Below are 17,862 nucleotides of genomic sequence, written 5' to 3' on the forward strand. Positions count from 1 at the left end.
GGTCAGCGTCCTCCCAGTTCCTTGTCGAGCTTGTTTTCCAGTTCGGCGACGAGCGGGGCGTCGGTGCGGCTGTCACCTTCGGCAGCCAGTGCCAGTTCGGCCTCGAGCAGCGCGGCGTCGGGCTCACCTGCGGCCACCTCGACCTCTTCTTCTCGTCCCGGCGTGCGCAGATTCCACTTCTTGATGACGAAGCTGAAAAGGAAGTAGTAGATCACGGCGTAGCCGAGTCCGATCGGGATCAACATCCATGCGTTGGTTGCCTTGCCGAAGTTCAACACGTAGTCGAAGAAGCCTGCGGAGAACGTGAATCCGTCGTGAATCCCCAGCGCATTGACCAAGGCCATCGACGTTCCGGTCAGGAGCGAGTGGATGACGTACAGCGGCCACGCGACGAACATGAAGGAGAATTCGAGCGGCTCGGTGATACCGGTGAGGAAAGCAGTCAGGCCGGTGGAGAGCATGATGCCGCCGACGAGCTTCTTCTGAGAAGGCTTGGCGTTGCGCCAGATTGCGAAGGCTGCAGCGGGGAGGGCGAACATCATGATCGGGAAGAAGCCGGTCATGAACGTGCCGGCGGATGGGTCGCCGGCGAAGAACCGGTTGAGGTCGCCGCGAACGATCTGTCCGCTCGCGTCCTGGTAGTCGCCGATCAGGAACCACACGGCGGAGTTCAAGATGTGATGCAAGCCGGTGGGGATCAGGAGGCGGTTCGCTGCGCCGTAAATGCCGCCGCCCACAACGGTATTGGAAGCAACTGCTTCACCGACCCAGTTCAATCCGGAGTTGAACAACGGGTACACGAATGCCATCAGGACACCGACGACGAGACCTGTGATCGCTGTCAGAATGGGAACGAGCCTGCGCCCGTTGAAGAATCCGAGATAATCGGGAAGCTTCGTTCGATAGAACCGCTGCCACAAGATCGCCGACAGCAAGCCCATCACGATGCCGGCGAGCACACCGTAGTTGATCAGTGATTGATCCCCGTTCGGGTCGGTCTTCCCTTCGAGGACGATGGGCGACATCGCCTTGAACACTCCGTCGATCACCATGTAGCCGACGACGGCTGCCAAGGCAGTCGAGCCGTCGGCCTTCTTGGCCCAGCCGATTGCGATACCGACGGCGAAGATCAGCGGCAGCCACGTGAAGACTGCTTGTCCTGCCGCAGAGATCACTGCAGCAGCACTGTGCATCGAACTGAATCGCCCGAGCAGGTCGTCCTGGCCTAGGCGGAGCAAGATTCCCGCAGCCGGCAGAACGGCGATCGGAAGCATCAAGCTTCGGCCGAGGCGTTGAACCCCGGCGAACACTTTCGATTCCTTCTTCGGGGTGTCTTCGAGAGTCATCAAGGACCTTCTTCGTTCGCCGGGCCGCGTCGCGATCGGCCGCTGGTTCTGGAAATTCGGGTGTCGTGCACGTGCTGGTTTCGTGAAAATGCAGGTCACGGTTCATGCTCGGAAGTGAGGGCAAAACCGTTTTGTCGAAACTGTTGTGGAGCCGGACTTCCAACGGGTACTGTCCGGTCATAACCAGTTGTAGTTTTACCTGGTCGAGGCGAGTTGTCAACACCCAAATGTGACATACGTAACCGGGATAGCCTTGACCAGCAACTAGTCAGCCCACCTGTACGACCGTTCAACGATCACGACCAACCCGACAATCAGGAGCAGCAAATGTCGAAAGCGGAAGCAATCATCAAGGGCCTCGGCGGCGCAGAGAACATCGTCGAGATCGAGGCTTGCATCACCCGCCTGCGTACCGAGGTCAAGGACGGAGCGAAGGTGAACGAGTCCGCCCTCAAGGCTGCCGGCGCACACGGCGTACTCAAGGCCGGAACGGTTGTCCAGGTCATCGTCGGGCCCGAAGCCGACACCCTTGCCGAGGACATCGAGGACATCCTGTGACGGTCGTCCTCGCCCCGCTGCCCGGCCGGGTCGTCGCACTCGCGGCTGTCCCGGACCCGGTTTTCGCTCAGCAGATGGTCGGCTCGGGCGTCGCGATCGAACCCGCCCGCGGTCAAGGCCCGCTCACGGTCGTGGCGCCGATCAGCGGAAAGATCCTGAAACTTCACCCCCACGCGTTTGTGATCTTCGGCGAGAAGGCCACCGGTGTGCTGGTCCATATCGGCATCGACACGGTCAAGCTCGAAGGCGACGGATTCACGCTCATCGCCGCCGAGGGTGACACCGTCGATGCGGGTGATCCCATTGTCAGCTTCGATCCAGCGCACATCGACACGACCGGCTACTCGGCGATCTGCCCGGTTGTCGTGATGGATTCCAAACCGGACACCGTCGAATCCCCTTCCGTCGGTGGGGACGTCGCCACAGGCGACACTCTGTTCGACTGGTCGGCGTAACGCAAAGGGCGAGCACACCGGAAGGTGTGCTCGCCCTTTCGTTTCGAACGATGGCTATTGGTCTCCGCGCGTTTTGGGCCGCGCCTGGCCCTGCACTTCCATCTGCAACTGGTAGCGGTCGGATCGGTACCAACTGCGAGTGTGTTCGACCGGCGCGATCTCACTGAACGACACTCGATCGAAGTACAGAACCGGCGCGCCTTTACGAGTGCCGAGGAGAGTCGCGATCTCCGTACTGGCACCATCTGCACTGACAGTCTGCTCTGCCCGGTCGATCGGCTTGTCGTACTTGTCAGCGGTCGCCCGGTAGATCGAACCCGTCAAGTCCATGTCGAGTAGACCAGGCAACAGTTCCGGATTGAACCAGCCGTCGTCCACACTCACCGGCTCGCCGTCGGCGAGGCGCAAGCGCTTGACGTGATAACCCTCGGAACCCGGTCTCATATTCAGTGCGGCAGCAGTGCTTTCGGGGACCGGCCCCTGCTCACTGACCAGGACCACTGTGGTGGGGTGATGCCCCTGGGCCCTCATCTCCTCGGTGAACGACGCAAGGTGCAGCTTGGACTGAACAGCGCGGTGCGCGACAAAGGTGCCCTTGCCACGCACACGCACGAGGTGTCCGTCATTGACCAACTGGCCGATGGCCTCGCGAACAGTGATCCGACTGACGCCGTAGTCCTGCATCAGGTTTCGCTCGCTGGTCATCAAGTCGCCAGGCTGGAGTTCTTGGGTGCACTTGCGCAGGAGAATGGTGCGCAACTGCTCATGTTTGGGTATTGCGCTGTCGCGCAAATGAACGGGCATCACAGCGACTGTCCCTCCGAGAAATGAATAGTCGTCTATTCGCCGACGATAACGATCTGAAATCGCGGGCAGGTCCCGACCGGACCGGTCCAATTAACGATACTGGAATTCACGGTAGGAAACTAGCATCAGTCCGGAGTTGTCCGATTTCAACCGTCCAACCGTCGGTAGATGGACCGTATTTCGTCCAAGGCGACGTTCTGCTGAGCCATGTCCAATCCCAGTGCCGCAACCGCCTCACGCAGACGGCGGATATCCAGATCGTCGATCGCCGGTCGAAATTGCACCTTCGGTAGCGCGGGGAGGGCAGCAGCGATTCCGAACCAATTCTCGACGTCTACCGGAACAGTCGACTCGTCCTCCACTCCCCCGATCAACTGCTCCAGGTCGACCCCGCGAAGTCTCAGCAACCTCAGCGGATCGGTGTCGATTCGCTCGGCAGTCAAGAACGCCACGGCCGCAGCATGTTTGCACGGCCAGCCGATATCGGGGCAGGTGCAGTCGAAACGGAAAGCCGACGGGCCGTCCGGTATCAGTTGGGCAGCAAGCATGTCCGGGACAGTGCCGGACACCAGTGCGGCAAGGCTTCCCGGCACTCGGCGGATTTTAGTGATGATGTCGTCGATATCCGATTGATCAAGGGTGTCGATCGACAGCGTGGAAACGAAAGGTTGAAGTTGGCTGCCCTGAACCTCGGCCGTCACCACTCCCGGTTCGATGTCGAGCGCCAAAACCTGACCCGAACGCGCATACGTACGCCCACGCGTGACACGAGGTTTGTCGCCGATCTCTTCGACGACGCGGACAAAAGCCTTGCCCCAGAACGTTCTCCCGAACGCTGGACGAGGCTTGACCGGCGCGGGTGCTCGCCGTCGGGACCCGGTGTACTCGCTGAAATCGGGGCCCTTACCGCGCGGACTCATTCGCCCACCGCGTCGTCGCCGAGTCGCAACAACTCGTCCAATTGCTCGACGCTCATCTCCGTCACCCAGTTCTCACCGGTCCCGACTGCAAGTTCGGCGAGTTCACTTTTACTCGCGATCATCGTGTCGATTCGCTCTTCCAAGGTTCCGACGCACACCATCTTGCGTACCTGAACGTTCTTTCTCTGACCGATGCGGAAGACACGGTCCGTCGCCTGGTTCTCTACCGCCGGGTTCCACCATCTGTCGAGGTGAACCACATGGTTGGCCGCCGTGAGATTCAGACCCGTGCCGCCGGCCTTGAGCGAGAGCACCATGATGGGCGGGCCGCCTTCACCTTGGAATGCCTCGACCATTGCGTCGCGCCCGGCTTTCGACACTCCGCCGTGGAGAAACGGAACCTCGGTGGTGAACCGGTCGGCCAGGTACGGCACCACTAAGTCCCCGAACTCACGAAACTGTGTGAACAACAGAACCTTCTCGTCGTCGGCCGTGACCGACTCGACGATATCTTCGACCAGGCCAAGTTTTCCCGAACGGTGTTGCCCGCGGCGCATCACCGGCGAACCGTCGCGCAGGAAGTGCGCCGGATGATTGCACACCTGTTTGAGTTTGGTCAGCGCAGACAGGACGGCGCCTTTGCGCTTCATCCCTTCCGTTCCCTTGATCTGCGCCATCATCTCGTCCACCACGGCGCGGTACAACGCCGCCTGTTCCTCACTGAGATTCGCTCGAACAGTCATCTCCAACTTCTCCGGGAGATCCGCGATCACGGAGGGATCGGTCTTGACCCGTCGCAGCACAAAGGGTGACGTGACGGCTCGCAGTCTCGAGACGGCAAGTTGATCTTTTTCCCGCTCGATCGGCACGACAAACCGTTTGCGGAACATCTGCTCAGAGCCGAGTACCCCGCGATTGGCAAAATCGAGGATGGACCGCAACTCGTCCAGCCGGTTCTCCACCGGTGTTCCGGTCAGAGCAACGCGATGGTCCGCAGGAATGCTGCGAGCAGCGCGGGCCTGAGATGTCTTGGCGTTCTTGATGTGTTGAGCTTCGTCAAGCACCACGCGCCGCCAGTCGAGATCCTTGAGCGCCGCGACGTCGCGGGTCATGAGCGCGTAGGTGGTGATCACCAGATCACTCTCACGAACTGCCTGTTCCAACTCCGCCCCGGTAGCGCGATCCGAACCGTGATGAATGTAGACGCGCAGGCTCGGCACAAATCGCGCCGCTTCACGCTGCCAGTTTCCCACGACCGACATCGGGCACACCAAAAGTGTTGCTGTCTTGGACTTCTCGTGCGCAAGTAACGCCAACAGTTGCAGCGTCTTACCCAGACCCATGTCGTCGGCCAGTACCGCGCCGAGCCCGAGAGCACTCATGTACGCCAACCAGTCGAGACCGCGTCGTTGATACGGACGCAAAGTCGCGTTGACCGTCGACGGTACCGCGACCTGCCGCGGAGCTACCGACTGATCGAGCAGTGCCGAAGCCCATCCGGTTGCCTTCACTTCCTCGACCGGCAGGTCTTTGAGGTCGTCGGCGATCAAATCCTTGATCAGATCGACAATCGCCCGGTCCCCGCTCGAATGCCGCTGACTGACAAAACGAGCCGCGCGGGCCAGGACGTCTTTGTCCGCCTGAACCCACTCGCCGCGCAACTGGACCAGATCGGACTTCGCATCGACCAGTCGGGTCATTTCCTCGGCGGTGAGCACCTTGTCTCCGAGCGCCAATTCCCAATCGTATTCCAGCAATTGGTCCATACCGACCGTACGATTCTCCGCAACGATCGGAGACGCCGCCGAGGTCACCCGCACACGCAGGGATGGAGACACCACGTTCCAGGCACGCGGAAGCAGCAGCGTGATCCCTCGCTCTCGCAGGACTATCGCGCCGTGTCCGACCAGGTCCATCACGACAGGAGTGGGCAGCAACAGGTCGAGACTGTCCTCGTCGCGCGGCACGTCGCGAAAACGTGGGTAAGCCTTGATCGCCTCTTCGAGTTTGCGGCTGCCGAGCTGGATACGTTTGGGATCTGCCCGGTGCAGTCGAACACGTTCGGGCGCTTCACCTTCGGGACGCAAACACACGTGCAGACGCCACAGCGCATCGTCGTCCGGATCGGAATTGTCGTCGAGTTCAGGCTCGATCAGCCGCAGAACCAGGTCCGGCTCTCCGGCGGTGAACGTCGACCCCCATTCGGCGAGTCCCTCGGCCGCTCGTACCGACACGTCGTCGAAAGCGTCCCCGGACAACACGGCCTGCCACACCGGGGTCTGCACCACCGGATGCGAGTCACCGAGAACACGACGGACGATCGGGTCCGTGAGTTCGTTCGTGATGTCTTCGATCGTCGCCCTCGGCGAGCCGACCGCCCGCTGCACCGGCGGCATGGCCACTACCAATTCGCCGATCCAGGCGCGCTGGCGTTCCCCCACCGACAACTGCCACCGCGGCCACCAACTCCCCTCGGCTCGCGTCAGCGCCGGCACCACCCGCCCGGCGCGCACCCAGCGGTCGATTCCTCGCGCCACGTGCACGAGAAAGTGCAGGTCTCCCGCGATTCGCTGGTCGTCGGCCTTGAACCGCAGCAGGAGATCGACTGCGTCCGGCGGCGCCAACGCGACAGCTGCGTACTCACTCTGCAAAGGCCCGCCAGGTACGGGCGGCATAGCGATATTCACACGATGACGGAACTTGCGATGCAGGACAGCACTGACCGGATCTCGCGGATCGTCGGTTCCGGCACCGTCGTGCCCGTCGACCCACAGTTTGAGCCCCGATCCCGGTGACCAGAGTCCATGCAGCATCCGACCATCCAATCAGGTGCCACCGACACCGCTCTTCGTCACCACCCTTCCGGACCGCCCTTCCGATCTGGCTGGGCAATAGGCTGGCAGTCATGACGACGGCATACGGCTTCTACCGTTCCGCTAATTCTCCCATAAAGTCACGGACAGTTTCACTCCCCAGGTAGTTGGGTACGTCGGGGTGCAGGTCGGGTCACGGCGCAGAGAGGAAACGGCCATGGAGATTGAATACAGCCGATACCCCAGCGGCAAAGTGCTGGTGCACACCGACCAAGAAAACATCCACTGCGACTGGATAGGAACCGTCATTGTCGACAAGGCGATCCGCGTGCCGGTGATTAGCTACAACGGCAGAGAGCTTTCGCTAATCCAATTGGCAGTTGAATTGAACGAGTCCTCAATATCGTGGCAGGAGTTCGAGAAGTAAGGTTCCCTCCTAGAAGCTGAACACGTTGCACTGCAAACATATTGAAGCCCAAACAAACAAAAGTAGCTCGGCAGCCTGGAGGGGTGAAGTCCAGGTGCCGAGCTACTTCTAGGTGCGACCCGCATTCGAAGGAGAATCGCAGTGCGGTAGATGTATTGCTACTAAGTGACAGCGAAGCGCGAAACAAAACTAGCCGCACCTGCCACTCTACCGCCGCGCCGACGACTGCGCCTGTAAACCTCAACCAAGGTTCAGCATTGCACGGTTGTCCTGCCTGTGGCTTACTACGCCGCCGCCAATTTCTGAGCCCAATTCTGTTGCGCTGCACACGACTCCAGCTCTCGCGTCTCTCCACAGATGTCGGTGTTTCTGAGTATGTTCTTGCATATAGCCCACCAAGGGGCCGCGATCACCACAGGAGGAAAAGACATGGCCGCAACGCACGGAACACATTGCAAGAAAGGTCACGAGCTGACACCCGAGAACACACTCTGGAGAAAACGCGACGGCGTACCGATCTACAAGCGCTGCAAGATCTGCCAGTACGCCGCCAACGAAGTATCTGTCCAACGACGAGTAGCCAAGGTGAAGGCAGAGATGGGGATCGAATGAAGAGCATCGGCCAATTCAACGGCACCCACTACGCCGACGAGTTCGAGTATCCGACAGACGAGCCAGCGACCGGCCCGCACTGCGCGAGCGCCACAGGATGCACCTACCAGATCCACGCGCAAGGTCTCTGCCGCAAGCACTACACCGCATGGAAGAAGACCAGAGAGGAGGAAACGACGTGAGTACCTATCTCAGCCCACTGTTTTACAAGGCGCGCACGGATATCGACCGGCTCATCAGGAAACATGACGGAATCTCAGCGGCCTCTTACGGTCTCTATCACGCCCTCATGGCGGTATCTAAGACAGATCTAACGGACGGCAAGTTGGACCTGGCCGAGGTCGCCAAGATGGCATCAAGTTTACGTCTCAAGACGTGGAAGTCGGCGCTGCAAGGTCTACTCGAAGCGGGCCTGATAACCGAAGTGACCGACACCTACGTCCAACTCGACTGGACCGGGCAGACCACACGAGAAGCCATCGAAAAACGGTCGGTGACCAGGGCAGACGGTACACACGACATACCGAAGATGCACGAAAACGGCGACCACACCTATTGCCGTAAACCACACTGCGACAAAGCTACTCAGTGGGCCAAGGGCTACGACGAGAACGGAGAGAAAAGGGTCACCCGAAAGGTAACCGGAAAGGGCACTAACAGTGACCCCACAGGTGACCACCCCCCGGTCCCTCAGAGTCAGAGTTCAGACTCCAGAGGCAGAAGGACTCTGGAGGATGAACCTGATGAACGCCAGAACCTGGCCTCGCCCGCGCCAGGGGGCGCAGCTCACCCAGAACCTGCCGAGGAAAAAGACACGAACCCACCTGTGGCCGACGACGAGCCGGATGAGGACTACACGCCACCGAAACGGATATGGAAGGAAGTCGGATGATCACAATCAGCATCGAGGGGTACGACGGGCCGACCGAGGAAAGCTACGTCGCGGTGGATCGGAACAACCGTTGGACTCAGCAGGTGATGGTTACCCGCGACGAGTGGACCGCGCTACCGCCGACCGAGTACCTGCACGACTGGCTACACCCGGACCGAATCGAGGCGCGGATCTTCGAGCGCATGGGTGGGCACTTGCGCTACTCGCTGGGCATCCGACTCCAGATCGTGAATGTCACCGAGAAGGGAATCCACCTGTGGCTGCCGATGGACTATCACCCGGAGCATCTAGGCATGGAAACGGGGGAAGTGTTCACGCCAATCGAGCAAGCCGTGCAAAAAGTCGTCGCTGCCAAGGACCGGGCTGTGGCCGAGGAGAGGGATGCCATTCGGGAGTGGCTGTTTCGCGAGCAGGCGGCACGCAAGTACTTTTCGGTACCCGAGGAGACCCCGGACATGAGAACGGCCCCCAGAATTGATCTGAGGGCTCGCAATCACTATTTCACCTAGAACGTGCACATCACATGACGGCCGGTCCGGGGGTTGATCTTCTCACCGGGCCGATACCAGGTAACGCCGTCGATTTTGTAGTCGGGAACAGTCCAGGCAACGGACGGTCCAACGGTTTCCGTACGGGATTCGAGTGCAGCGGTCATATCGAACAACCTTTCGAAGAATGCCAGACGCGGGTAATCCGGCAGCACCAATAACTATACCGGTTAGTGAACGATCGGTCCAGGAATTCCCCAAGTGAGCCACAGAGCAGTTCGCTCCGCTCACCAAGGGCATCTCGCTCCGCTCGACAAAGCAAACGCCTTGCGCCCCAACACAACTCAATAGTGCTTTTCCTCCCTGTGGCCCAAACGGGTTGCCGGACATATCGAATGAAGGAGAAGGCAACTTGATCACCAACAACGGCAAGCTACTCTGCAACGATTGTGGGAAGCCATTCGAAAAGATCGGCGGCATAACCTTCGGAGTCAGCGCAGACGGCGACCACTACTGCATCCGGCACTACCGCGAGCACTTCGGCCCCACCGCACTGGAAGCCTTGGACCGCAAGCACATTGCAGCATTCAAGAAGTTGTTCGGCATACCCGACGACGAGCCGAGTGCAGCGATCTACACCGAGTTCCCGTATCTCAAGAAACCGCCGAAACTACTTGCAGCCGAGGTCGGCCAATGACTACCAACCCGATCGTTGCAGCGCTGATGGTCCTGACTGCACTGCGCTCCGCCCCAGGTTCACGCTCCGCCCTCGAATTGAGCACCACCACCGGATTACCCCACGACGAAGTCACGGCCTCCCTGTGGGCATCTGAGAGGGCTGGTCTCGTCGCGAAGTGCCCGGATTCACGGCGCGGCTACCCGTCGAAATACCGGCTGACCGAGGCAGGCATGTGGTGACGGCGACGTGGAATGACCCGAGGTATGGCGACATCACGAAGCTGGACGTGACCGCCGAGACCAGACGACGACGTTCGAAGAAACTCGACAAGGCAGCAGACCGCCGACGCAAACTCGAATTCGCTGTAGTCGAGACTCTTCGGCGACACCCGAACCTGACACGTGGAGAGATTCACAAGCAACTCACTACGGACCGAGTACGCGCAAGCCTGGCGGCAGTGATCGCAGCTGTAGAGAAGCTCACGGTACAGCTACGGATCACCTACGAAGTGCAAGGCAGTCCAGCCGCACAGGTCTACCGATTGAACGATGGTTATTACTACGGACACAAAGGAACTGAAGACGATGACTAGCGACAACTACTCAGCATTGCAGGGGGACAAGCTATTTGCTTGGAAGGTCTCACGGCTTACCGAGCTTGCGATCGAGCTACTGCCCTTTGACGAACAGCAAGCGATCGCAGACAACCCCGGCATCTCTTACACAGTCGTATCGAGCCAGCTGGTCGAGTTTCGCAGTGCCGCTTATCCGGACAACGTACTAGTCCAGGCCGACGCCGAATGGCTCTTTGACGAGCTAGATCCTTCGGGGCCAGAACTCGAATACACTCCGAGCGCCGACGAGATCCCCGACGACATTAGCGAACTGACCGACGACTGACCGATCCCTGTGGAAAGCCGGAACCCTTGCCCGCACATCGGTTCCGGCCCACAGCTCCGAGCGCAATCCCGAAACTCCCTCTATAATGAGAAGCGCTAGGTCGCCCGGTTCAGCCGGGACCGCCAGCGAGACAGGATCTTCCCACCGGAGTCGAACTACCGGCCACCGTGGAATCGAGTCCCTGTAGATCGAGTGGCTTCTCATGCCCTCTCTTCAGCGACCACGAAAGACACTGCCATGCAACGCACAATGCTCACACGGGCACTCAGCACCGATATCAGTATCCGCAGCAATGACGGTCGGACTGTATTCGGAATCGTTGTCCCGTATGACGATCCACAACCGATCCACGACTTCGACGGCGAATACGACGAGGTTCACACCTTCGGCGAATTCAAGCGCAGCATTGCCGAGCGGGGCGATCGTATCAAGCTCTTGTCTCAGCACGACCGGCGAACAAATCCTCTGGGACGTGCAGTCCTGTTGGAAGAACGCCGATCTGGGCTGTATGCGGAGTTCAAGGTCAGCGCCACTCAGGCAGGCGACGAGGCACTCGAATTAATTCGCGACGGCGTTCTCGACAGCTTCTCAATCGGATTCCAACCAATCCGCGAGATGTGGAATGTCGGGCGTACCAAGCGAACCCTGACGGAATCCAAGCTCACCGAGATTAGTTTGGTCACGTTCCCTGCATTCGATTCGGCCAAGGTTGCCGGAGTTCGTCAACAGAACATCACTATTACCGCCGAGCAGGCAGATGCACGACTTCGCTTGCTACGGGCGCAATACCAACTCTAAGGAACAGCTATGAAGATCAATCCCAAGGACGCGCGTTTCGACGCACTCCGCAATCTCAGCCGCGACGAGCGGGCAACCAGGCTCACCGAACTGATGGCCGAGGTCGAACCCTTCACTACGCGCAGCGAAGCGCTCACCGCCGACGAGTCCGGCAAGCTCACCGATGCCCTGGACGCAATCGAGTGGCTGGGCCATATTCGCGAACAGGAACAGCGACTGATGAACCTGCACGACAGCAACATTGTCGACGGTCAGCCGGTCACCCGCACGGCCACGAGTACCCGCACCGATCCGACGCGCGATGCTGCATCTCGGAACACCGAAGCCGCTCACAAGGCCGGTAGGTTGACCGACGCGGGCGCTGCCAAGGTTGAAGCGCTTGTACGGGACGATTCCGTGTCCGCACGCTGGGCAGCAGTCACCGGAGATCCGAGCTACCGCAGTGCATTCGAGAAGCTGGTGCGCAATCCTGACAAGGGGCACTTGCTCTGGCTTCCCGAGGAGGCACGAGCCTACAGCGCCGTGGAGTCTGCACGTAGCATGATCGGCGGTGTTGGTGGGACAGGTAAGTACATCGTGCCGTTCGAGCTTGATCCTGCAATTCTGTTGACCTCTAGCGGATCTGCTTCTCCTATCCGCGAGATTGCCCGAGTGGTCACCACGACGAGCGATGCTTGGCACGGCGTCACTTCGGCGGGCATCACGAGTTCGTGGGTTGCCGAGGAAACCGAGGCCGACGACAACAGCCCGACGCTGGCTCAGCCGGAAATCAAGCTGCACAAGGGAATGGCGTTCGTTCCGTTCAGCTACGAGTTGGAGGAAGATAGCGCAGACCTCTTCGGGCAGTTGCGAATCCTGTTGGCAGACGCTGCACTCCAGCAGCAGAACGCGGCATTTGTGACCGGCAACGGTACGACTCAGCCGCGTGGCTTTGTGACCGCACTCGTAGCAGCGGGCGGTGCCGCTATCCAAACGGGTACCGGCTCAGAGGTTCTGGCATCGGGCGATCCGTACAAGTTGCAGAACAGTCTCGGCCCGCGATTCCAGGCCAACGCACGTTTCGGTGCATCTCTGCCGATCCTGAACACCTTGCGCCAGCAGGAGAGTGGAAATGGAAGTTTGCTCTTCCCAGGGTTGCACAATGTTCCGGCGACTTTGCTGGGCCGACCTGCCCACGAAATCAGCGGGATGGACGGCGTGATAAATGCAGCGGCCACCGAGGCGAACTACTCCCTGGTTTACGCGGACTGGTCGAACTATGTCGTGGTAGACAAGCTGGGTAGCTCAATCGAACTGGTGCAGAACCTCTTCGGGGCAAACAACCGCCCTACGGGTCAGCGCGGCATTCTGCTTCACTACCGTGTGGGCGCAGACGTTGTGAATCCCAACGCGTTCCGGTTGCTGAACATCGCTACCACGGCGTAACGACTTCTCTCCCTTGTTGCTTCGTGAGTGTCTCGACAAGGGAGGGGCCGACCGGCAGAGCGCGTGCGAGCCTACGCCGGTCATCAGGTCGCAGAGGGGGCGACGTTCTATGCCAGCCTTGCCCTCTCTGTGGCCTACAACGGATTCCGAGCGCCTTGGTCGATCCCTGGTAGCTCGGATAGGTCCGGCGACCGAGTCGGCAATCATTGCGCCTGTTAATTCGGTGCGGCATCGAGACCGACCTAGGCCGGGGCGCGTAGAGGTGAATCACTCTGCATGCCCTGGCCTTTGGTGCATCAACACACTTGCTACAAAGACTAGGACATATTGAAAGCTGAAGGAGTGCACGTCATGTCAGGATCGAATATTTACAGCACCTACGAGTGGAGACAGGTCCGCGCCTACTTCAAGAAACATGAGCCAGCGGAGGGATACGAGTGTGCTATCTGTGGCGACCTAGTGAATCCACAGGCCCCCCCTCGCAGTCGAGGGACACTCAGCATTGACCATCGGATACCCGTAGCTAAAGGTGGTGCGCCATACAGCCTGGACAACCTACGCCCGACTCACCTGGCCTGCAACAGTTCGCGCTGTGCTCGTGGTGATGCCGAGGTCGAGATGATGCAGCCCACAGGCTCGCAAGTCTGGTGAGTCTCAGTGCCACTGTGTATCTCAATAAGTACACATGACATGCATTGCAACACACACCAACACACTGTCTCATGCTATGCACCACACACACTCATTGCACCATGCCTAGTGTGAGTCAGTGTGTGCATGCCTTGTGTGCCTTGCCTTGTGCTACTACCTCATGCCTTGCACTGCAATGCATCTCAGTACCAACTACCTTGTGTCACTGTACTGATGCACACCATGTGACACCACACCACCATGTGTGCATGCAGATCCCTTGCCTTGCAGTGTTGTCTGCCTAGCTTGTTGCCCAACTCCACACTGATGCAACCACACTCATGTGCAATGACGTTCTGATGACTGCAATGCGCAACTGTCCACCACCTGTTGCGTTCAGCCAGACGTTGACCACCACTGTGCCGACGACGCAGCCTGCCAGCTTGGTAGCCACCAGTGAGAGCCAAGCCACCGTGAAGAGCCACGCTGCTACGAGCTTGAGCCCTCGATGTGCCGCAGCCTTCAGTAAGTCACGCTCGTCGCCGTGCGGAAGCTCAGCCCTGATTGATTCGATGTATGTCGTCACGCTCGCTTACCCCTTTCGATGTATTCCACTTGGAATTCATAACCGCTCTAATGCGCGATCTATTCCTTCGATATCTACGACGCTACACCAATTCTTTTATTAGTGAATCGGTAGGAGCGCACACGAAAGAATAGGTGCACTACCCCTCACGGTAGGGGGGCGTCTAATTCCAGGCGTCCTGGTGAACGGCCATTCACCCCGCGTCGACCAATTTCTCTCTCCGATGTAAAAATTCTTAGCAAGGCGAAACGAGTCAGCATAACTGCAGGTCAGAGTGCTAACGCTGGTTTGTGCTGTATCCCCAGGTGCCCGAAATAGGCCGAAAACAGGGTCATTTCGAGAATCTGCCATGGGACGACACGAATCGACCGCGTGCAGTGCGGTGGGCATTCGTGAATCTGGGACTAAATCCAATAGCCGTTATGAATCTACTGATCCAATTAATTGCCTATTCCGAAGTCGGCAGAATACCGCCGTTTCGATGGGTAGTGTATTTCGCTTCAGTTATACGGAGCATTGTTCTACGGCTTTTCGGGAACTTTCTGTAAGCCTTATATCGAAAAGCGTATGCGGCAATTTTGGTTTGACTCGGAATTGGTGTCAGGGAATCATCCGAGAGTGTCCATACCAAGCAACCATGACCCTCGATACGAGCTGGCAGATCAGGCCCCTCGAATGGGTCGCGATTGGCTTCGTAGTCAATGCCAATGGACCCATCTCCGGAACGAATGCCGACGTTTGCAATAGTGGTTGCTTCCGCACCGAGATTGAGAACAACTAGATTCAGCGTGTCCTTCGACGGCGAGCCAACGCTTACCGATTGCCTCATTTCGACCGAGATTCTGGGCCAACGAATCCATGTCAGCGCGAAGCTCCACACCAGCGAGACGATCGACAACACAAGGGCGGCAACTGACATGCGCGAGAGCATACCGCCTAGTCCGCACTCCACCAGTCAGAGTCAATCGGAATCGTCTTCTTCGCCACGATTTCTACAGTGTCGGGGTCGAATACTCTTCGCGGATTGCGCACCTTCACTCTCAGAATCGTCACCTTCAAGCACTCTCTGACGACCTCGCGCCTGTCCAGAATGTCGAGAGAATCCCACACGGCTTTTGTGTCTCCATCAGCGAATTTCTGCAGTACCGGATTACCTACCTGACGCGCTCTGGCTTCGGCGGCTTCGATCTTCGGCAGTAGGGACTGTTCCATCTGCTCTGCCATACGTGCCCGTGTGGCCGCCGAGATATTGGCATTGGTCAGCTCCAGAATTTCAGCGTCAAGTTGCTGTCTCAGCTCGCGGGCAAGTTCGGCAGCTTCCCTGGCAGCTTTGTCGTCGCCATACATAGCGGCAGCGGCCCGCACATGATCCGAAAAGAACTCCACTACAGCCGATTCCACATGCCTGTCCAGCTCGTCTGCAGCGCGCTTTACGTGACTGTCCGGGCAACGGTATCGAGGCCGAAGGTCTGATTTCATATTGGAGTGCTTGACTCCCTTGCCGCACACCTCACAGGTAGCTATGCCCGAAAGTAGATGCGTTATTTGGCTTCCCCAGGTGCGAGAACGTGAGGGATCGGTGAGCATGGCAACCAGTCGAGTGTGTTCGCCTTCGGTTATCAGCGGTTCCCAATCGCCCTGTGTGCGTGAGATCTCGACTCTCTCGCCGGTTTGCTTGTCGTGACGCCGACGCACGTGGATACCGGCATAGGTCGGACTGAGCACCATCGAACGCAAACCCTTGCCGCCGATCTTCGCCCAACCACTTCCCTGCCTTCCGACACCCCGACTAGGCGCAGGTGCTCCACGTTCTGCAAACTCTTTCGCCAGGCTTCGCAGCGATTCCCCTGCCAGCAGTCGGCGCACAGCCTCTTGAAGGATCGGTGCGGCTTCGGAATCCACAGTCCAGCCGTCGGGACCGCGCACATAGCCGAAGGGCATCCACCCGTTGTGTGTCCCTGTGGCAGCGGTCCGATCCTTCGCCCTCATGATCCGCTTGCGCGACAGCGCTACCTCTAGTTCGGCATTCTGAGCCGCGATACCGAGCATGTAGTTATCGTTCGGCTCGTTCAAGTCGTACAGCCGCCCGCCGACGAACCACTGCACGCCGAGGTCTGCGCAGAAATCCCGTAGCTCTGCGAACTCACCGAGCTTGCGCGTGATCCGAGACGACTCCCAAGACACCAGCACCACGCCACGCCGCAACAGTTCCCGCAGGCGCAGAAATCCTGGTCGAGTGCCATGGGAGTACCGCGATGCGCCTATGTCGTTGTCGACCACCACGTCAATCACCGGCCAGCCTTCGACCTCGCAGGTCCGCCTGCAATCGGCTTCCTGTTCCGATACCGACCGTGCACGGCCTGACTGGTCGCTGGACACGCGGCAGTAGATCACTGCTCCATCAATCGACGCCATGGCTGGTACCTTCCAATCGTTGCGAATGCCCTGGTCACATGGTACTTCTATATGGGTGACTTTGGCATACGGCTTCACCGAGTACGGCGGACCCGACACACAGTCCTACTTCGACGTCACCCTGCCCCCACCCGGTGCCGGCCAACTGCTGGTGTCGGTCCGAGCGGCGGGCGTCAACCCAGCTGACTGGAAAGTTCGCGCGGGTACTCGAAAAGATACTGTCCCGGTCACGCTGCCTGCGGTTCTGGGCCGCGAAGTGTCCGGTGTTGTCATCGGAGTAGGTCCGCGGGTCACCGAGTTCGAGGTCGGCGACGAAGTGTTCGGCGCTACCGCTACCGGCTTCGGCGGCTACGCCGCGTCGACATTGCTCAACGTCTCCTCGGCAGCACACAAGCCGCCGACCGTGTCCTGGGCCGATGCCTCGGTGCTGACGGTTGCGGCGGGAACGGCTTACGACGCTCTCCACGGTCTGGATCTGAAACCCGGGGCAACACTCCTGCTCCTCGGCGCCGGCGGCGGCGTTGGTCGAAGCACGACCGCGCTTGCGGTGTCTCGCGGCATCGACGTCATCGGCGTCGCGAGTGAATCCAAGCGAACCTCGATCGAGGGCGCGGGAGCACGGTGGGTTGCGTCGGGAGACGCCTTCGCAGGCGAAGTGTCCGCGTTGTACCCAGACGGAGTGGACGCGGTTTTCGACCTGGTCGGCGGGGACACTCTCACTCGCGGCGCTGAGCTCGCCCGACCGGACGCGCCGATCCTGAGCATCGCCGATCCTCTGGCGGCGAGCCGACTCGGCGGCGGCGGTGTCGAACGCCGAAGGACTACAGCAGTATTCACGGAGGTCGCGGCGCTCGTGGCCGACGGGACCCTCGACCCGTCCGTGTCCGGCCGTTACCCATTCTCCCGCGCTGGGGAAGCGCTCGCTGCAGTCGAAGACGGCCATGCCGCCGGCAAAGTGGTGATCGAGTTCGGCTGACGAAGCGCTTCCACGAACTCCGCGATCAATCGAACTCCCCCATCAAACCTTCCATCGTCGCGGCCTTGATACTCGCGTGCACATCGGGACAACGACTCAAGGCCGGATGCGAGTCCGTGGAAGCTGTCAAGGACGG

The 17,862-nt window shown here is 59.5% G+C and carries 23 protein-coding genes; 15 read left to right on the plus strand and 8 right to left on the minus strand.

The annotated features are described in order from the left end of the window. Positions 1–2 precede the first annotated feature (2 nt). Positions 3–1,346: a PTS transporter subunit EIIC gene (locus GJB56_RS12230; protein WP_019749213.1), complete on the minus strand. Its 1,344-nt coding sequence runs from the start codon at positions 1,344–1,346 to the stop codon at positions 3–5. 327 nt (positions 1,347–1,673) lie between these two features. On the opposite strand from GJB56_RS12230, the gene GJB56_RS12235 reads away from it, so the two are divergent. Together GJB56_RS12235 and GJB56_RS12240 are read left to right on the plus strand one after the other, a co-directional pair. Then, positions 1,674–1,904 carry a glucose PTS transporter subunit EIIB gene (locus GJB56_RS12235; protein ID WP_003941324.1) on the plus strand — a complete coding sequence of 77 codons (231 nt, stop codon included), beginning with the start codon at positions 1,674–1,676 and terminating at the stop codon, positions 1,902–1,904. Continuing rightward, a complete protein-coding gene (locus GJB56_RS12240; protein WP_113684081.1) occupies positions 1,901–2,359 on the plus strand; it encodes a PTS sugar transporter subunit IIA in 459 nt (152 codons plus the stop codon). The genes GJB56_RS12235 and GJB56_RS12240 overlap by 4 nt, the downstream gene beginning before the upstream one ends. Before the next feature lie 54 nt (positions 2,360–2,413). Here the strand turns inward: GJB56_RS12240 and GJB56_RS12245 are convergent, their stop codons facing one another. The 3 genes from GJB56_RS12245 to GJB56_RS12255 all read right to left on the minus strand — a co-directional run bounded on the left by GJB56_RS12245 (position 2,414) and on the right by GJB56_RS12255 (position 6,899). Further along, positions 2,414–3,163 (minus strand): GntR family transcriptional regulator, encoded by a 750-nt coding sequence (locus GJB56_RS12245; protein ID WP_019749216.1) that lies wholly within the window; start codon positions 3,161–3,163, stop codon positions 2,414–2,416. Between the two features lie 149 nt (positions 3,164–3,312). Next, positions 3,313–4,086 (minus strand): SWIM zinc finger family protein, encoded by a 774-nt coding sequence (locus tag GJB56_RS12250; protein ID WP_113684080.1) that lies wholly within the window; start codon positions 4,084–4,086, stop codon positions 3,313–3,315. After that, positions 4,083–6,899 (minus strand): DEAD/DEAH box helicase, encoded by a 2,817-nt coding sequence (locus GJB56_RS12255; protein ID WP_113684079.1) that lies wholly within the window; start codon positions 6,897–6,899, stop codon positions 4,083–4,085. Before GJB56_RS12255 ends, GJB56_RS12250 begins: the two co-directional genes overlap by 4 nt. A gap of 217 nt (positions 6,900–7,116) precedes the next feature. Between GJB56_RS12255 and GJB56_RS12260 the strand changes: the two genes are divergently transcribed. The 5 genes from GJB56_RS12260 to GJB56_RS12280 all read left to right on the plus strand — a co-directional run bounded on the left by GJB56_RS12260 (position 7,117) and on the right by GJB56_RS12280 (position 9,339). After that, positions 7,117–7,326: a hypothetical protein gene (locus GJB56_RS12260; RefSeq protein WP_113684078.1), complete on the plus strand. Its 210-nt coding sequence runs from the start codon at positions 7,117–7,119 to the stop codon at positions 7,324–7,326. A gap of 429 nt (positions 7,327–7,755) precedes the next feature. After that, on the plus strand, positions 7,756–7,938 hold the full coding sequence (locus tag GJB56_RS12265; protein WP_154606677.1) for a hypothetical protein: 183 nt from the start codon (positions 7,756–7,758) through the stop codon (positions 7,936–7,938). Beyond that, complete coding sequence (locus tag GJB56_RS12270; protein WP_113684076.1) at positions 7,935–8,120, plus strand: hypothetical protein; 186 nt, start codon at positions 7,935–7,937, stop codon at positions 8,118–8,120. The genes GJB56_RS12265 and GJB56_RS12270 overlap by 4 nt, the downstream gene beginning before the upstream one ends. Beyond that, positions 8,117–8,830 carry a hypothetical protein gene (locus GJB56_RS12275; protein ID WP_113684075.1) on the plus strand — a complete coding sequence of 238 codons (714 nt, stop codon included), beginning with the start codon at positions 8,117–8,119 and terminating at the stop codon, positions 8,828–8,830. Before GJB56_RS12270 ends, GJB56_RS12275 begins: the two co-directional genes overlap by 4 nt. Further along, on the plus strand, positions 8,827–9,339 hold the full coding sequence (locus GJB56_RS12280) for a hypothetical protein (RefSeq protein ID WP_113684074.1): 513 nt from the start codon (positions 8,827–8,829) through the stop codon (positions 9,337–9,339). The genes GJB56_RS12275 and GJB56_RS12280 overlap by 4 nt, the downstream gene beginning before the upstream one ends. Here GJB56_RS12280 and GJB56_RS12285 read toward each other — a convergent pair. Then, positions 9,336–9,485 carry a hypothetical protein gene (locus tag GJB56_RS12285; RefSeq protein ID WP_154606678.1) on the minus strand — a complete coding sequence of 50 codons (150 nt, stop codon included), beginning with the start codon at positions 9,483–9,485 and terminating at the stop codon, positions 9,336–9,338. The two genes, GJB56_RS12280 and GJB56_RS12285, sit on opposite strands and share 4 nt — an antisense overlap. 245 nt (positions 9,486–9,730) lie before the next feature. On the opposite strand from GJB56_RS12285, the gene GJB56_RS12290 reads away from it, so the two are divergent. The 7 genes from GJB56_RS12290 (at position 9,731) to GJB56_RS12320 (ending at position 13,770) form a co-directional block, all read left to right on the plus strand. After that, positions 9,731–10,015: a hypothetical protein gene (locus tag GJB56_RS12290; RefSeq protein ID WP_113684072.1), complete on the plus strand. Its 285-nt coding sequence runs from the start codon at positions 9,731–9,733 to the stop codon at positions 10,013–10,015. Beyond that, positions 10,012–10,236, plus strand: a complete 225-nt coding sequence (locus GJB56_RS12295) for a hypothetical protein (RefSeq protein ID WP_113684071.1) — start codon at positions 10,012–10,014, stop codon at positions 10,234–10,236. The genes GJB56_RS12290 and GJB56_RS12295 overlap by 4 nt, the downstream gene beginning before the upstream one ends. A gap of 47 nt (positions 10,237–10,283) precedes the next feature. Next, complete coding sequence (locus tag GJB56_RS12300) at positions 10,284–10,589, plus strand: hypothetical protein (protein WP_154606679.1); 306 nt, start codon at positions 10,284–10,286, stop codon at positions 10,587–10,589. Then, complete coding sequence (locus tag GJB56_RS12305) at positions 10,582–10,896, plus strand: hypothetical protein (RefSeq protein ID WP_113684069.1); 315 nt, start codon at positions 10,582–10,584, stop codon at positions 10,894–10,896. The genes GJB56_RS12300 and GJB56_RS12305 overlap by 8 nt, the downstream gene beginning before the upstream one ends. A gap of 237 nt (positions 10,897–11,133) precedes the next feature. After that, the gene (locus GJB56_RS12310; protein ID WP_154606680.1) at positions 11,134–11,694 is read left to right on the plus strand and encodes an HK97 family phage prohead protease; all 561 of its coding nucleotides are present in this window, start codon (positions 11,134–11,136) and stop codon (positions 11,692–11,694) included. A 9-nt stretch (positions 11,695–11,703) separates the two neighbouring features. Continuing rightward, the gene (locus GJB56_RS12315; protein WP_113684067.1) at positions 11,704–13,119 is read left to right on the plus strand and encodes a phage major capsid protein; all 1,416 of its coding nucleotides are present in this window, start codon (positions 11,704–11,706) and stop codon (positions 13,117–13,119) included. A 351-nt stretch (positions 13,120–13,470) separates the two neighbouring features. Then, positions 13,471–13,770 carry an HNH endonuclease gene (locus GJB56_RS12320; RefSeq protein WP_154606681.1) on the plus strand — a complete coding sequence of 100 codons (300 nt, stop codon included), beginning with the start codon at positions 13,471–13,473 and terminating at the stop codon, positions 13,768–13,770. Between the two features lie 280 nt (positions 13,771–14,050). Here the strand turns inward: GJB56_RS12320 and GJB56_RS12325 are convergent, their stop codons facing one another. The 3 genes from GJB56_RS12325 to GJB56_RS12335 all read right to left on the minus strand — a co-directional run bounded on the left by GJB56_RS12325 (position 14,051) and on the right by GJB56_RS12335 (position 16,750). Continuing rightward, the gene (locus GJB56_RS12325) at positions 14,051–14,335 is read right to left on the minus strand and encodes a hypothetical protein (protein WP_113684065.1); all 285 of its coding nucleotides are present in this window, start codon (positions 14,333–14,335) and stop codon (positions 14,051–14,053) included. 448 nt (positions 14,336–14,783) lie between these two features. Then, positions 14,784–15,254 carry a hypothetical protein gene (locus GJB56_RS12330; RefSeq protein WP_154606682.1) on the minus strand — a complete coding sequence of 157 codons (471 nt, stop codon included), beginning with the start codon at positions 15,252–15,254 and terminating at the stop codon, positions 14,784–14,786. Between the two features lie 17 nt (positions 15,255–15,271). Continuing rightward, positions 15,272–16,750: a recombinase family protein gene (locus GJB56_RS12335; protein ID WP_113684064.1), complete on the minus strand. Its 1,479-nt coding sequence runs from the start codon at positions 16,748–16,750 to the stop codon at positions 15,272–15,274. Positions 16,751–16,775: 25 nt separating this feature from the next. On the opposite strand from GJB56_RS12335, the gene GJB56_RS12340 reads away from it, so the two are divergent. Further along, the gene (locus GJB56_RS12340) at positions 16,776–17,726 is read left to right on the plus strand and encodes an NADP-dependent oxidoreductase (protein ID WP_195849602.1); all 951 of its coding nucleotides are present in this window, start codon (positions 16,776–16,778) and stop codon (positions 17,724–17,726) included. The last annotated feature ends 136 nt before the right edge of the window (positions 17,727–17,862 follow it).

Origin of the sequence: Rhodococcus sp. AQ5-07 (assembly GCF_009707305.1) — a bacterium.
GTDB lineage: Bacteria > Actinomycetota > Actinomycetes > Mycobacteriales > Mycobacteriaceae > Rhodococcus_F > Rhodococcus_F erythropolis.

Excerpts from the sequence above, each read along its gene's own strand:
- GJB56_RS12230 (WP_019749213.1), bottom strand. The coding sequence starts at position 1,346 with ATGACTCTCGAAGACACCCCGAAGAAGGAATCGAAAGTGTTCGCCGGG.
- GJB56_RS12235 (WP_003941324.1), top strand. The coding sequence starts at position 1,674 with ATGTCGAAAGCGGAAGCAATCATCAAGGGCCTCGGCGGCGCAGAGAAC.
- GJB56_RS12245 (WP_019749216.1), bottom strand. The coding sequence starts at position 3,163 with ATGCCCGTTCATTTGCGCGACAGCGCAATACCCAAACATGAGCAGTTG.
- GJB56_RS12250 (WP_113684080.1), bottom strand. The coding sequence starts at position 4,086 with ATGAGTCCGCGCGGTAAGGGCCCCGATTTCAGCGAGTACACCGGGTCC.
- GJB56_RS12255 (WP_113684079.1), bottom strand. The coding sequence starts at position 6,899 with ATGCTGCATGGACTCTGGTCACCGGGATCGGGGCTCAAACTGTGGGTC.
- GJB56_RS12260 (WP_113684078.1), top strand. The coding sequence starts at position 7,117 with ATGGAGATTGAATACAGCCGATACCCCAGCGGCAAAGTGCTGGTGCAC.
- GJB56_RS12265 (WP_154606677.1), top strand. The coding sequence starts at position 7,756 with ATGGCCGCAACGCACGGAACACATTGCAAGAAAGGTCACGAGCTGACA.
- GJB56_RS12270 (WP_113684076.1), top strand. The coding sequence starts at position 7,935 with ATGAAGAGCATCGGCCAATTCAACGGCACCCACTACGCCGACGAGTTC.
- GJB56_RS12280 (WP_113684074.1), top strand. The coding sequence starts at position 8,827 with ATGATCACAATCAGCATCGAGGGGTACGACGGGCCGACCGAGGAAAGC.
- GJB56_RS12285 (WP_154606678.1), bottom strand. The coding sequence starts at position 9,485 with ATGACCGCTGCACTCGAATCCCGTACGGAAACCGTTGGACCGTCCGTT.
- GJB56_RS12295 (WP_113684071.1), top strand. The coding sequence starts at position 10,012 with ATGACTACCAACCCGATCGTTGCAGCGCTGATGGTCCTGACTGCACTG.
- GJB56_RS12305 (WP_113684069.1), top strand. The coding sequence starts at position 10,582 with ATGACTAGCGACAACTACTCAGCATTGCAGGGGGACAAGCTATTTGCT.
- GJB56_RS12310 (WP_154606680.1), top strand. The coding sequence starts at position 11,134 with ATGCAACGCACAATGCTCACACGGGCACTCAGCACCGATATCAGTATC.
- GJB56_RS12315 (WP_113684067.1), top strand. The coding sequence starts at position 11,704 with ATGAAGATCAATCCCAAGGACGCGCGTTTCGACGCACTCCGCAATCTC.
- GJB56_RS12320 (WP_154606681.1), top strand. The coding sequence starts at position 13,471 with ATGTCAGGATCGAATATTTACAGCACCTACGAGTGGAGACAGGTCCGC.
- GJB56_RS12330 (WP_154606682.1), bottom strand. The coding sequence starts at position 15,254 with ATGTCAGTTGCCGCCCTTGTGTTGTCGATCGTCTCGCTGGTGTGGAGC.
- GJB56_RS12335 (WP_113684064.1), bottom strand. The coding sequence starts at position 16,750 with ATGGCGTCGATTGATGGAGCAGTGATCTACTGCCGCGTGTCCAGCGAC.
- GJB56_RS12340 (WP_195849602.1), top strand. The coding sequence starts at position 16,776 with ATGCCCTGGTCACATGGTACTTCTATATGGGTGACTTTGGCATACGGC.